General features: G+C 31.5%; 11 protein-coding genes and 1 tRNA gene. 8 read left to right on the top strand and 4 right to left on the bottom strand.

Features of this window, described 5'->3' with window-relative positions; all coding sequences use genetic code 11:
• Positions 1–355 precede the first annotated feature (355 nt).
• The 6 genes from IW20_RS13610 (at position 356) to IW20_RS13585 (ending at position 8966) form a co-directional block, all read left to right on the top strand.
• Positions 356–3172 (top strand): TonB-dependent receptor, encoded by a 2817-nt coding sequence (locus IW20_RS13610; protein WP_051885760.1) that lies wholly within the window; start codon positions 356–358, stop codon positions 3170–3172.
• Positions 3173–3200: 28 nt separating this feature from the next.
• The gene (locus IW20_RS13605; protein WP_051885758.1) at positions 3201–4409 is read left to right on the top strand and encodes a DUF4876 domain-containing protein; all 1209 of its coding nucleotides are present in this window, start codon (positions 3201–3203) and stop codon (positions 4407–4409) included.
• Positions 4410–4419: 10 nt separating this feature from the next.
• A complete protein-coding gene (locus tag IW20_RS13600; RefSeq protein ID WP_123869525.1) occupies positions 4420–5931 on the top strand; it encodes a DUF6850 family outer membrane beta-barrel protein in 1512 nt (503 codons plus the stop codon).
• A 30-nt stretch (positions 5932–5961) separates the two neighbouring features.
• Positions 5962–7104, top strand: coding sequence for a cytochrome-c peroxidase (locus IW20_RS13595; RefSeq protein ID WP_051885756.1), 1143 nt, complete (start codon positions 5962–5964; stop codon positions 7102–7104).
• Positions 7105–7493: 389 nt separating this feature from the next.
• The gene (locus IW20_RS13590; protein ID WP_035623209.1) at positions 7494–8468 is read left to right on the top strand and encodes a hypothetical protein; all 975 of its coding nucleotides are present in this window, start codon (positions 7494–7496) and stop codon (positions 8466–8468) included.
• Between the two features lie 6 nt (positions 8469–8474).
• Complete coding sequence (locus IW20_RS13585) at positions 8475–8966, top strand: DMP19 family protein (RefSeq protein WP_035623206.1); 492 nt, start codon at positions 8475–8477, stop codon at positions 8964–8966.
• Between the two features lie 139 nt (positions 8967–9105).
• Here the strand turns inward: IW20_RS13585 and IW20_RS13580 are convergent, their stop codons facing one another.
• On the bottom strand, positions 9106–9690 hold the full coding sequence (locus IW20_RS13580; protein ID WP_035623204.1) for an outer membrane beta-barrel protein: 585 nt from the start codon (positions 9688–9690) through the stop codon (positions 9106–9108).
• A gap of 461 nt (positions 9691–10151) precedes the next feature.
• Here IW20_RS13580 and IW20_RS26335 point away from each other — a divergent pair, with 461 nt between their 5' ends.
• The gene (locus tag IW20_RS26335) at positions 10152–10298 is read left to right on the top strand and encodes a hypothetical protein (RefSeq protein WP_165571446.1); all 147 of its coding nucleotides are present in this window, start codon (positions 10152–10154) and stop codon (positions 10296–10298) included.
• 210 nt (positions 10299–10508) lie between these two features.
• Here IW20_RS26335 and IW20_RS13575 read toward each other — a convergent pair whose 3' ends face one another.
• Positions 10509–11603: a Ppx/GppA phosphatase family protein gene (locus IW20_RS13575; RefSeq protein WP_035623202.1), complete on the bottom strand. Its 1095-nt coding sequence runs from the start codon at positions 11601–11603 to the stop codon at positions 10509–10511.
• 836 nt (positions 11604–12439) lie between these two features.
• On the opposite strand from IW20_RS13575, the gene IW20_RS13570 reads away from it, so the two are divergent.
• Positions 12440–13033: a serine O-acetyltransferase gene (locus tag IW20_RS13570; protein WP_035623200.1), complete on the top strand. Its 594-nt coding sequence runs from the start codon at positions 12440–12442 to the stop codon at positions 13031–13033.
• 67 nt (positions 13034–13100) lie between these two features.
• Here IW20_RS13570 and IW20_RS25365 read toward each other — a convergent pair whose 3' ends face one another.
• Together IW20_RS25365 and IW20_RS13560 are read right to left on the bottom strand one after the other, a co-directional pair.
• Entirely contained in the window at positions 13101–13514 is a 414-nt protein-coding gene (locus IW20_RS25365) for a hypothetical protein (protein WP_051885754.1), read from the bottom strand.
• 183 nt (positions 13515–13697) lie between these two features.
• A tRNA-Glu gene (locus IW20_RS13560) sits at positions 13698–13772 on the bottom strand.
• Between the last annotated feature and the right edge of the window lie 313 nt (positions 13773–14085).

The raw sequence follows: 14085 nt of genomic DNA, 5'->3' as shown, positions 1-14085 counted from the left end.
AAATGTAGTTAAATACTGATAATCAGATGTCATGATTTTAAACTTTAACTTTTGGTATAGCGGTTATTGTAAACTACAAAAATGCTAAATCACATTTGCTTTGTATTCTTTTTCATACGCACATGCGGTTAAGGGAGAAATTTATTTTAGAGACTAAATCTGATAAATCAAACTATTAAGAAGTTGATAATTAGTGTTTTATTTTTTGGAGAGACAAGAACGCCGAGCCCTTTAAATATGGGATATTTTATTTTTTAAAGCCTACTATTTTTATCGAGTCTAAATTAAGTTATATTTGCAACTTTTAATCACCTTTCTGTTATATACCACATAACTGCATTACAAATTAACTACAATGACTTATTGTAATAGTCTCCCATCCATATTTTCTAAAAGCATTATTCTGTTATTATTTATCTTATTTTCTAACCTTGGTTTTACACAAAATATAGATAAATCAACTATTCAGATTACCGTTAAAGATGCCGAAAGTAAACTACCCATAAAAGGGGCTTTACTAACTGTAGAAGGATTATCTAAGAAACACGAAATACAATCAGACGATTTTGGAAGTATTGTCTTGAATGCTATTGCAAATGGTAGTTACAAAATAAAACTATCACATACAGGTTACGAAACCATCGAAAAGAAGCTGGAATTTACAACCAATCAAAGCTTGTCTTTAGAATTAAAACCTGCAAGTATTGAGCTAAACGAAGTTGTTATCACGGCTACAGAATCCCGAGGATTGACAAGTACTTCTATTATTGATAAAAGAGCGATGCAACATTTGCAGCCTTCGAGCTTTACAGATTTATTAGAATTATTACCTGGCGGACGCTCCAAAGATCCTGTGTTTAATGCTTCAAATCATATTAAATTAAGAGAAGTAGGGATAGCCGATTCTAATTATGATATTTCATCTCTTGGAACTGCTTTTGTAATCGACGGAATTCCTCTTAACACCGATGCAAATTTGCAATATTCGACAGGACCAAGAATGACTATTACTCCGGGTTCTGGCTATGCAAATACACGCAGAAACACAACTTCTAAAGGGGTAGATATGCGTTCTATATCTACAGATCAAATTGAGAAAGTCGAAATTATAAGAGGTATTCCTTCTGTAGAATATGGTGATTTAACCAGCGGACTTATTAAAATTAAACGAAAAAGAGGACGCAGTAATTGGGAATCTCGCTTTAAAGCAGATGAATTTAGTAAACTGTATTATTTAGGGAAAGGATTTGAATCTGAAGAAAAACGATTTGTATTAAATGTTGGACTTGATTATCTCGATGCAAAATCGGATCCTCGTAATAGTTTCGAAAACTACAAAAGAATCACAGCATCTATACGAGCACAAAAAACATGGGAGAATGATTCACATTTGCTTCAATGGGATTCTAGTTTAGATTATAGTGGCTCGATGGATAATGAGAAAGCAGACCCAAATGTGGGTTATGCAAAAACAGACAGATATAGTTCTGATTATAATCGATTTTCTGTAGCCAATTCTTTCGACTTAGACTTTAAAACATCACGATTTTTAAAATCGATTCAAGTATCTACATCACTTAGTCAGCAATATGATAAAATCGAACAAACCAAATGGGTACAAGTAACAAATGCTACTGCGATACCTAATAATACGGAACAAGGAGAATCCGACGGTATTTTTTTAACGCCACAATACGCCTCAGAACTTCTGGTTGATGGGAAACCATTTGATGCTTTTCTTAAAGCAATGGGAGATTTTGAGGTTCGCTTATTCGGAATAAAACATGCTTTAAAAGCGGGTTCGGAGTGGACATATTCTAAGAATAACGGGAAAGGTCAGGTTTATGATACAACCCATCCGCCATCTCCAGAAATGACAACACGCCCAAGATCCTACAAGGATATTCCTGCCAGTACAGATATTGCTTTTTTTGCCGAAGATGCTATTACAATTCCTTTAGGAAAACATCAATTAAACATGGCGGGCGGTATTCGAGCCATGTCATTATTAAATGTGCCATCGGCTTATGCCATACACGGAAAATATTATTTAGATCCTAGAATTAATGCACAATGGGTACTTCCGTCTTTCCAGATAGGGAAACATGCATTAAAAACAGAATTTACAGTAGGAGCAGGGCAATATACCAAGTTCCCAACATTGGCGCAGCTTTATCCCGATTATGTGTATAATGATTTGGTACAGCTTAATTATTATCATAATACTCCCGAATACCGAAGAATCAATTTAATGACTTATAAAACGTCAGCAATAAATTATGATTTAACGCCAGCAATAAATAAGAAATGGGAAGTTCGTACTGATTTCTCTTATGATAATAATCGATTCTCGGTTACTTATTTTAACGAACGTTTAGATTCTGGATTCCGAAATGGTTCACGATATCATGCACTTTCCTATAAAAAATACGATAGTAGTTCTATAGATTCTTCTGCATTAACATCGCAACCTGATCTTGCCGAAATGAGTTTTGTAATGGATACTTTATTAACCACTTACAACATTACAAACAACGGAAGTAAACTGCTTAAAAGTGGTGTTGAATTTCAGTTTTCGTCTAAACGTTTTAAAGCTATAAATACGCGATTTACTGTAAATGGAGCTTGGTTTAAAACAACATATACAAATAGTAATCCTGTTTATAAAAGCGGACAAAAAGATATCATTATTAATGGCAAACGACTTCCTTATTTAGGACTTTATCAGTGGGATGATGGTTCTATAAAACAGCAATTAAACACAAACTTAATTGTCGATACTTATATCCCTTCACTTGGTTTAGAGTTCTCGAGTTCCTTTCAATTTATGTGGTTTAAAAGCAACCAATCTACCCCTATGAACGGAACACCGATTTCTTATATAAATCCTTCGGGAGAACAATATCCTTATCTCGAAAAAGATAAATCAGATCCTATTTTGCAATGGCTGGATATAAAATACAACGAAGATTTATTTCAGAAAAGAACCATCCCAATGTCGATGAATATGAATTTAAAAATCTCAAAAGACTTTTATAAAAAAATCAGAATATCAATGTTCGTTAACCGACTCTTTAGTTACTATCAGAATTACGAAATCAATGGACAGAAGATAGAGCAAAGAGGGCTTACTTCTCCTTATTTCGGGATGGAATTAAACTTGAATTTATAACCTTTAATATTAAATAAATACCTCGATTATGAAAATTAAATTATTACCCATTTATCTCACAATGGCCATAATGGCTTTACTACAATCTTGCTCAAAAGATGATGATAACTATAGCAACAAACAAACAGCTCTAACCCTAAGACTTGTTAACCCAGAAGATTTAAATAATGTTGCACTTTCTAACCTTTCGGTATCTTTTAAAGAGCTTAATACAGGAAAAGTAACAGAGAGTAAATCATTTGTAAATAATGATCTTTCTATCGAATTAAACGAGGGATCTTATGAGATTTCCATCAACGGAAAAATTCATTATTCAGCAGGTCAAAGCACTGTTGAGGCAGCTGTAAGTGGTTATAAAGAATCGGTTGTTATTACAGGAAAAACAGCGCTGGTTTCCTTAAATCTTTTTCTGAAAACAAGCCAATCTGATTTTATTATCGAAGAGGTATTTTTTACAGGAACAAAAACTGCCGAAGGAAAACAATATCTGGGAGACAAATACTTTAAAATTTACAACAATACAGATAAGATATTATACGCAGATGGATTAATGATTGCCCAATCGGAATTTATGACCACAGAAAAACAGGCTTATACGCCTAATATTATGGCAAAATCTTTTGCAGCATCGGCAATTGCTATTGTCCCTGGAACAGGAACTACATATCCTATTGCTCCAGGCGGATTTTTTATAATTGCCGAAGATGCAATTAATCATAAAGAATACAACCCAAGTTCGATTGATTTAAGAACAGCTAATTTTGAGTTTTACACAGAAGATGCCGATGATGTAGATAATCCTGCGGTTCCTAATATGGAGAATTTATTCTCATCGATGGTAGTTCATAACAGAGGATTCAAGAGTTTTGTTATAGCTCGTTTGCCAATAAACAAAAGCACTTATTTAGCAGATTACACGTATGATTATGAATATAACTTGGTAGTAGGAGGAGAAAGTTATCCTATGGGAGAGAGTGTTTATTCTATTCCTAATACATGGATTGTAGATGCTGTAAATCTAAGTGTTGCATCGGAATTTCAATGGATTGTTACAGATCCATCATTAGACATGGGATGGACATTCTGCGGAAAAGTGGATGCTGACCAAAGTCGTTACGGGAAAAGTATTCGTCGTAAAGTACTTTCAACAAATTCAAAAGGTAAAAAAGAATTGAAGGATACCAATAACTCTACTTTAGATTTTAGCCCAGAGGCTAAACCATCTTTAATGAATTAATAATTTAATCATGAGTTTTCGTTCCATCTTTCTATTTATTATTTTTAGTTCAGCTATGCTTCATGCACAGGATAGTACTTCGGTTCTAATTCGGATTCATGAAAATTTAGCTCCTGAGAATAATTTTTCTAGCGCATTTTATACAAATCCTGCAAATATGCAATATGCTCGACGCTATTCCTTATCAGAGTTTAGCACGGGTTATAATGCTTCATCGCAGCAAACCAATATTCAGCAATTAGGAAACGGTATTGGTGAGTTTCTTATTAACGCACAATCCTATTATAAGATTGATACTAAAAATACGGTTTGGGGAAATGCAAACTATAAAAATGGTCTACGCAAAAATGTGCGTTGGAACGAAAGCTCAGATTATCAGATAATATATCCTTATGTAACTGCCGATTCTATAGGAGGGGATCTCTCTTTTGAAGAATATTCTTTTAGAGGAGGATATTCTAAAGGATATCAAAAAATGACACTAGGAATCGTTGCCGAATATCGTGCCTTGATGGAATACCGAGATATAGATCCCAGACCTAAAAATACAGTTTCGGATCTAAAAGTAGCACTCGGAATATCCCGAAACATAGGAAATCATTATGCGATAGGATCAGCTATTAATTTGCAAAAATACACACAGTCTAATAATTTAAAATTCTTTAGTGAGTTAGGTGCCCCGGCAGTTTACCATATGACAGGACTTGGAGTGTATAACAACCTACTTACAGGAAACAAACTGAGCTCTTATTATGATGGGAAAGGATATGGCGCAAACGTGCAATTATTCCCAAAAGACAGGAATGGATTTGCTTTATCTATTGGCTACAACCATTTTGATTATGAAAAAATAATGACCGAATTTCAAAACCTTATTGCATCCAGTATTTTGGAAAAACGTTATGATGGAGAACTTTCTTATTTAAAAAAATCAGAAGAAAAGGCTTGGGGTACAAAAATCGGATTTTATTATATAGACCGAGCAGGAACCGAAAACATATTCGATAACAAAACTTCATCATCTTACATCAAAATATCCGAAGCAACTAAATATATCAATCAAGTTACATCGGTTATATTTTCAGGCTTGTACAGTATTCTTAACCCAGAATTATCATGGTCTGTTGAGCCAAGTTTTAATCTTAAAAATACAGCCACAAAGTATATCGATCCCTTAAGAACTATTGATATTCAGCAAGGAATTGGCCGATTAGATTTTTCTGTGTCAAAACTTATATCACAATCATTAATTAAAGTCTCAACATCTTTAGAACATAGTTGGGCTTTAGATTCAAAAATGAAACTTAGTGACCGCATAAATACAAATCAAATTTTTGAAATGTTAGATTATAATTTTGCTTACTTATCATCAGCCTATACTAAAGTAAATCTAACAGCACGATGGGATTACAAATATGAAGCAGAGCTTAATTTTTTCGTCAAAACTGGTTTGGATTACTACAATTATTCTAAAAACATAAACAATACTTATTTTCAAATGTCACTAGGAATGACGTTTTAATAAGCATTGCAAAATTTCTATTACTTTATAATGAAGTCTATTTTATTAAAAACACTTTTTCTTATTCTATCCATTGGTATTGTACATTCGTTATTGAGTTTTAGTGCTACAATAAGCGAAAAAATGGCAAATACCAATTGGCGCGAACTTTATAGCAAGCCAATAAATCAATGGCCAAAACCAACAATCGACAAAGGTGTTACTTGGCAAGAATTTGAACCGCTAGATGTGGATACAAGTTATTACGAAAGGATGGATGATCCTAAAGTTATACTTGGGCAGATGCTTTTTTTTGACCCAAAACTTTCAGGTTCTAATCAGGTTTCTTGTAGTAGCTGCCACGATCCAGAACTGGCTTGGGGAGATGGGAGAGAGGTATCTTTGGGTAATGACCATTTGCAAGGCAAGCGCAATACACCGTCTTTGTATAATATTAATGCCCGAAAATCATTCTTTTGGGATGGTCGCGCAACAACGTTAGAAGAGCAGGCGCAAGGACCAATTACGGCACATCATGAAATGAATATGGATGCAAAAAGTCTGGCTAAAAAGATAAAAAATGTTAAAGGCTACGCGGTTTTATTTCAGAATGCCTACGGAAATGCCAATGTTACTTATGAGAAAATCCTGCAATCATTGGCAACTTTCCAAAAAACAATACTAAGCAAAAGAAGCCGATTTGACGCTTTTATCGATGGAGATTACAGTCAATTATCTGATCAGGAAATACAAGGCTTGCATCTTTTCCGTACCAAAGCACGTTGTATGAATTGCCATTCGGGGAAATATTTTACCGATGAATCATTCCACAATATAGGACTTACCTATTACAAAAGAGACTATGAAGATTTAGGACTTTATCATATTACTAAAAAGGCAGAAGATGTCGGGAAATTTAGAACGCCTTCACTTCGCGATGTCATGTACACAGGACCATGGATGCATAATGGTTTGTTTGATAATATGACTGGTATTGTTAATATATACAATAGCGGAATGCACATGATAGATCCAGACGAAAGCGAGAAAGCAGCAGATCCTTTATTTCCGCAAACTGATGTATTGTTGCAGCCGCTAAACCTAGATGATGATGAGATTGTAGCCTTAGTTTCTTTTATTAAAACCTTATCGGGAAGACAATACAAAATGGAACGTCCACAGATACCGAGGTAAATATAATATATAGAATTAGCCTGTTGGGTGTAATTATTTCGTCTATTCTACTCGAGGCATAAAAGTTTTATCTACCACATAGAAACATAGATTTTATGTGTAAAAAAGAGCACAAAAAGAAATGCATTTCTTTCACATAGCTAGCTTTGTGTATTTTAAATAAGTGAAACGCCTTTTTTGAGAGTACCAAAATCTATGTTTCTATGTGTTAAAACTAATTACACCCAGTGGGTTAGGATTGAATATAATATAATTTATTGTTTGTAGTATAAATACTTATATATTAGCGTTGGTGAAAAAGCAAGTTATGTGATGTGAAATCATTTATAATTTGCTTTTTTTATCATTAACTAACTAAAATAAGTAGCAATACTATCTGAAAAAAAGCAATGAAAAGACTGAAATTACTGGCCATTATCTTTCTATTATTTGGAAAAAACATAAATGCTCAAAACAAAATCGATGATATTTTTAAATTAAAAATCGAGCAATCTCTAATTTCGAGAGGAGATAATTTTCCTAATTTCAAAACACGTAAAGACAGTTTAGATATATTTTTATTTGCGCTGCATAAAGGCTTTTTACCAGCTGATTTTCAGAAATACACAAGGTTTAGTGACGAAAAAATGTCACGATTAATTACCTTGTTAGAATCGAAAAATTGGCTTCATAAAATTAATAATCAGTATAAACCAACAGTTTTTATTACCGATGCAAAAGATGGAGAACTGCTTTATAAATATGCAAAACCAATTTCGGAAAAAATTACCAAATCAATAATTAAAAATTTAGCCGATATAAAGCTGCAATTTGGAAAAACAGAGATATCAAAAACACAGGATTTCCAAAAATGGTCATTCCTTATTTTAAGTAATGTACTACTAGATTCCTGGCAAATTAATGATGTCGAAAAAGGATTTCTTAAGCAAGAAGACAGACCTTTAAGACATGGAAATTATTACTATTACAGAATCAGCGAAAACACAAACTCAAAAACAGAATCTTTTGGAATTTACGGAAATCAGTCAGAACGAATAGATGGCAAAGATGTTTGTGTTTACGGAAATAACAGACTTCATGTACAAACAAATTCATTCGGAAATTTAGTTTCTAAATCAGACAATATTTTGTTTGAAGAAATAGCTAAAAACTATTTGCCAGACTTATTAAAAATTCTGGAAAGCGAAAGAGAATACAGTAAAAAAATCTATACTAAATTAGGCTACGACAAGGAAATATCTTTTGAAGAGTTCTTTATTTGGTGGTACCATTTTATCTATACACAAGCAACAGACGAAATGCATAAAAAAGGAATATTAACCATCCCCGCTGATGGGAATTTTGATTTTGTAATAGAAGAATAAATAATAATGGATAAGCTAAAATTAGAAATAAAAGAATTCGATATTTTTCCTGAGGATTTTGATACCAATATGAAAGTATTAGAATACTACCAAGAAGTAATTTTTGAAAACAATCAGAGTAAATTAAATGATGTTCAAAATCATTTTAGTTTGTTTCATATTGTTGGAGGGATGATAGATAATGGCGGAATATACTCAATCTTGATAGAAAGTTTAGGAGAGTATAATGACGGATATCTAGAAATGTTGGAAGCAACAGGAAATAAATCCGATTACAATGATTTTAAAAAAATAGTTGAGGTATTCGAGACATATAAAGATTCGTTTTTAGAACAAGAAATGCCGGAACAATTAGACGAAGATTCAGATGATTTTGACTCAAAATTATTTGAGTTAATAGATAAGATAGAAAGTAATTGGTATGATAATACCGAAATAAGAGAAAAGAAATTTATTGATTATATCAAAAAGAATAAAAAAGAAATTATCACAAACTAAAAAAATGGTAGTTTCGGTTTGCTTATTTTCAATACTATTTTAAAACAAGCATAAAATAAAAACAACAAAGCTTCAGATTTCTCTGAAGCTTTGTTGTAATAGAGGAATTTATTAAAACCCTATATTTTTTCTGTGAATATTAAAACTGGTATGAAACGCCTGTGTTAATGATACCTTTATATCCAAATCCTAATTCGGCAAAAGCGGCAAATTTTTTCCCTACACGAAAGCCCAAAGCATTTACTTGATAGTTTATAAAACCATCTCCATCAATAGAAGTTTCACCTCCTGAATTTTTTACATTCTCAGATGTGTAAGCAACTGCAACTCCAGAGTACATTTGGAAAATATTATTAGAGATATAACGATAATCTGTACCTAAACCTACAGTAATGTAAGAGTAATCGACAGTGCCTTCTTTTGCATTTCCTACATATACATCTTGCGACATTTTTTGATAAAATCCATCTGCTTGCAACATCCATCTATTGGCAATCGCATAACGATATGTTATACCAAAAGTTGGTCCTGCTTTCATATCACTAGTTTTAACTACATTACCAGTAAAAGCGCTAGAAAGAACATCCGTAAAAAGATTTGATAGCTCTGTAGATGTTGCAAAACCTATATTAACACTAAGGTCGCTAGTACCTTTTTCCTGTGCTTGTGATGCCATCATAAAACCAAGTGAAGCAAAGATTGAAAGTAGAAATTGTTTTTTCATAAGTAAAATTGTTTAATTTATTCTTTGTATTCAAATTATCTAAGTTGTGAGCAAGCAATAAAGAGTATCTAAAAAGAAGTGATATTAGTATGTTTTGCTAGCTATAAACGAACAGGGTAAATATAAAATTATAAATTGTGTCTTGCAAAAAAATAGCTGCATAACGTAATTTATTAACTTCATGCAAACATCTAATTGTTATCGCTACTTAGTATCATTGTGAGTAAAACATCATTTATTAGTTCTTTAAAATAGTTTAATATAAAGATTTTTATTCCTAAAAGAGTGATATTGCTCTCATTTTGGATGGTAGGCCTTATCGTTTTGATAGGGATATATTAGTAAAATTATCATGCTTTCGTTTTAATTTGATGATATTCAGTAGTTTGATTTATTATGATTTGTTTGGCATGCCATTTGCCTTGTTAGAAGCAAAATAATGTGAATTAAAATTAAAAAATATGAAAGCAAATAAAACAAGAAAAAAAGAATTAACGCCGCTGGATATATCAGAAAACTCAATGAAGAGAAAAGATAGAATCGTAAACTCAATAGTCTTTGTAGTGGTTTCCTTTATTGCTATTATGATGATTTCTCAAATAGTGTAGACAATATTTAATTAAGATAGTATAATTAAAATTTCAGCAATTGCCAGGGATTTTTTTTTCTTATTTAAAGCTTTACGAATCATAATAAAAAGGTTCTAAAAACAGTAAAGCTCCAGATTTCTCTGAAGCTTTGCTTAATGCCCTAATGGGTTTATATATAAGTTCTATAATAACAACAGAATAGACTTTGTAAGAGCGCTAAAAAAATACTTAAAAATTAGTATTTACTTTTTTAGAACGATCTGCAATGTATGACATAAGCCAAGTTACTTGCCCGTCTTTTACAAAGTATATTTTCTTTTTCTCTAAATTAGGAATACTTTCCAGACAAGTCGCTAGTATGTTGTTTGCTGAAATAAGGTATCGCTGGTCATATGTACTCAAAACTCTAGCTGCTTCAGAATTCGTTTTGGCAAAACTACTAAACTTAGTGAAATTATTTTTCAGGATTGCATCGTAATTCAAAACGTCCTCTAACGTGAAAGAAATGTAATGATCTTTAGTGTTTTCATCATAATAAAGAGCCGAAAATGCCCAGACTGCTCCTCCTGATAAATAGATTTTTTCTTTTTTTAATAAAAGAGGATTTGCGTCAAGCATTTCTTTTATCTTTTTACGTAGAACAGGGTTAAAATCAAAAGCCTTTTCCTGATAGGTTGACATATCATTAGCTTGACTTTGATTAACAACTGTTTTCTTTACAGCATCTGTAAGTGTCATTGTACCAAAATTAAGCTCAAGAGGTATAAACTCTAATCTGTTCTCTCCAATCTCATCAATGTATCCGCCTTTAGTAGTTTGGGCACCAATATCAAGGAGTAGAGCATTAGCATAGTCAACAGGTGGTATAGCACCTTTAACTAGAATTTTAGCTTCTTCGTCAACATTAATTATATCAAAACTTTTGCTAGTTAGAACAGAGATTCTATTTGTTAAAACATCAATGTTACGAGCAGATGAAAAAGCAGGAGCAGCAACTATAAAAATATTTTCTTCAGGGATTTTAAATTTCGCTCTTATTTCTCTCAATTGATTAAGAATTATATTTCCAGTTTTATTGATGTCGTCCTGAGGAAGTTCTCCGTAAGTAGCAATATGATCAGCAAGGCTAATTCTCTCATTCGAGAAATAGAGAATCTTATAGTCTGCTTTCTTGATATTATTTACCTCTACAACAGAAGTTTTTATTGCTCTACGTCCGATTTCAATTCCAGCATAAATGTTTTTTTGAGAAAACGAATTGATAGAAAAAAAGAAACTTAAAAGGGTAAAAATTAGAATTTGGGATTTGTTTTTTTTAAGCATTGGATTTAATTACTGTTATAATTTAATAATTTTTTTTGGATAAAGATTGTAAGTTGTTGTTCTGTTTTTGTTGTTGTGTTGTTGTTATTTAGGGATTTATATAAGCAGTGGTATTTTTTTGATGTAAATGATTTAAGATTTCAGAAGTAGGCTTTTTAAGAGAAAATTATTCTCTTTTATATTAACTATAAAGTAAAAAGGATTTCATGATTAGTTGCTAATATATAGGTGACAAAATGAAAGTGTATTTGGTTACCAAGTCTTAATACTATGAAGTAAAAGCCAATAAATACAAGGGCACAAATTTATAAAAACATTTATTAGAACAAACTCAGTTACTAGGAAAATATATTATTAAATTGTTAAGACACGAGTATACATTTTTGTGTTTCTAATGTGTTGAAAAAGAGTAATTATCGAAAGGGATTTACTTATGAATGTGTTATAATGATGCGTTCTGCAAAATGTTTTTATTAAAAATTGCATTAATATCTTAGTATTTGCGCAATTTTTACCTCTTATAAAATGCATAAAAACCTCGTATCTTTTAGGATAGTTATTAAAGACAAAAAAGGAGATAAGTCTAAGAATGAGAGATTATAATTTAGGCCTCTTAATGCTCTCAATATCTATTATAGAAAAATGTAAAGTCTAATGTTTCCTTAAAATATAAATCAAGACGAATGATAAGTAGGATAATTACTATACATTTGTAAAAATGAAACCAAACAAGGCTTTACGGATTTATTTTAACTTGGGAGTATATGAGTTTTCTTGCGCCTATATTCAGTAATATCATTTAAGCAAAGATAGATTTTGCATTTACAGTAAATAACATGAAAAATAATATAAAAAAAATCGTTGTAATATTAAGTGCGATACGGCTTTTGCCTCATATTCTTTTGTTTAATTTTCATAAGAATAAAAAAGTAATACATTATGATGTCGAACGTTGGCTGAAGATAACTAATTCAGGTAGTAATCTTCAATTTGGTTTCTTAACGCTGATGACATTTTATCCAGAATATAGAAACGTTTTTTATAAAAGAGTTGGAAAGATTTCTTTTTTAATAAATTGGTTATGTCCCATAATGAATACTCTGTTTATTCTAACAAAAGACATTGGGCCAGGATTATATATTCAGCATGGTTTTGCAACAATAATATCTGCTAAATCTATTGGTCGCGATTGCTGGATTAATCAGCAAGTAACAATTGGTTTTTCTAATGCAACGGATAGTCCTGAAATAGGAGATAATGTAACAATTAATGCAGGTGCTAAAATAATTGGAAAAGTAAAAATGGGAAATAACTCTAAAGCTGGAGCAAATGCAGTAGTTGTAAAAAATGTTCCTGAAAATTGTACCGTAATTGGTATTCCCGCATATATTATTAGAAGGGATGGAGTTAGAGTGAAGGAAGAATTATAAATGTCACTATATAATATCAAAAGTTCTCTAAAAAAGAAAGCTTCAGAGAAATCTGAAGCTTTCTTTTTTAGATTAAATCAATTAATTCTCCTTTAGTTTCCGCTAATAATCCATGTGGTAAATTACCCTTTTTATATTCTAGCCAAAGGGAATTTAGCCAATAGTTATTATAATTAATTTCTAATGATTGTATTATTAATCCAAAATCATCAGATACGTAGGAAGATAAATCTGGGTGATTTGTTATAGAATATACCAGTTTAAAAACTTTTTCTCTTGAACGATCACTAATAGTGTTGTCTGTTTTACTTTCGTTAACTTTCTCTTGGATGGTATCAAATATTTCCATCCATTTTTCAGAAAAATAATTTTCATCTCTTTCGTCTAAAATCGTGTCAAAATCATCTTCAGTATAATTTGACAGCATAAGAGGTAAATTGTTCTCAATAAAAAAGTTTAGTTTCTTTAAGATTTGCTCCATTTTACTATAATTTATTTATTAATACAGTCTTTCTTTTTTTGTTGATTTAACCGAAAAGATTTACAAAGCTATTCATTAAACTTTGTGAACCTTTGTGTAGTTCTTTGCGCTCTTTGTGGTAAAAAAGTTTTTTAAAAGTAAGTATAAACGAAAAAAGCTTCAGATTTCTCTGAAGCTTTTTCTTGGTAGCCCGTAGCGGAATCGAACCGCTCTTACATGGATGAAAACCATGCGTCCTAACCGATAGACGAACGGGCCTGTTTGCCATTGCGGGTGCAAAAATGCAACTATTTTTGGAATACACAAAACGATTTGGGTAAAACTTTTTCTTAGTAATTCTAAAAATATCACATTTCGAAATAATAAAAAACAACCAAATCTGGTTTGTTGAGATGTATTTATTTGATTAATAATTGGTTGTTTTTATTGTGAAAAGGGATGAAGATGCTTTTTTCTTCTTTTATTAAAAGAAATTTTTTTTCAATAAAATTGAAGAATATTCATTTTGAAAGAATATTCTTTATGTTTATCAATTAAAATTTTAAAATATTTTTTTTAAATTTCCGCTATT

It is taken from the genome of Flavobacterium hydatis, from assembly GCF_000737695.1.
GTDB lineage: Bacteria > Bacteroidota > Bacteroidia > Flavobacteriales > Flavobacteriaceae > Flavobacterium > Flavobacterium hydatis.
Note: the sequence above shows the minus strand (reverse complement) of the source record. Positions and strands in the feature narration are given on the sequence as shown.

Excerpts from the sequence above, each read along its gene's own strand:
- IW20_RS13595 (WP_051885756.1), top strand. The coding sequence starts at position 5,962 with ATGAAGTCTATTTTATTAAAAACACTTTTTCTTATTCTATCCATTGGT.
- IW20_RS13575 (WP_035623202.1), bottom strand. The coding sequence starts at position 11,603 with ATGCTTAAAAAAAACAAATCCCAAATTCTAATTTTTACCCTTTTAAGT.
- IW20_RS26335 (WP_165571446.1), top strand. The coding sequence starts at position 10,152 with ATGAAAGCAAATAAAACAAGAAAAAAAGAATTAACGCCGCTGGATATA.
- IW20_RS13580 (WP_035623204.1), bottom strand. The coding sequence starts at position 9,690 with ATGAAAAAACAATTTCTACTTTCAATCTTTGCTTCACTTGGTTTTATG.
- IW20_RS13585 (WP_035623206.1), top strand. The coding sequence starts at position 8,475 with ATGGATAAGCTAAAATTAGAAATAAAAGAATTCGATATTTTTCCTGAG.
- IW20_RS13600 (WP_123869525.1), top strand. The coding sequence starts at position 4,420 with ATGAGTTTTCGTTCCATCTTTCTATTTATTATTTTTAGTTCAGCTATG.
- IW20_RS13610 (WP_051885760.1), top strand. The coding sequence starts at position 356 with ATGACTTATTGTAATAGTCTCCCATCCATATTTTCTAAAAGCATTATT.
- IW20_RS13570 (WP_035623200.1), top strand. The coding sequence starts at position 12,440 with ATGAAAAATAATATAAAAAAAATCGTTGTAATATTAAGTGCGATACGG.
- IW20_RS25365 (WP_051885754.1), bottom strand. The coding sequence starts at position 13,514 with ATGGAGCAAATCTTAAAGAAACTAAACTTTTTTATTGAGAACAATTTA.
- IW20_RS13605 (WP_051885758.1), top strand. The coding sequence starts at position 3,201 with ATGAAAATTAAATTATTACCCATTTATCTCACAATGGCCATAATGGCT.
- IW20_RS13590 (WP_035623209.1), top strand. The coding sequence starts at position 7,494 with ATGAAAAGACTGAAATTACTGGCCATTATCTTTCTATTATTTGGAAAA.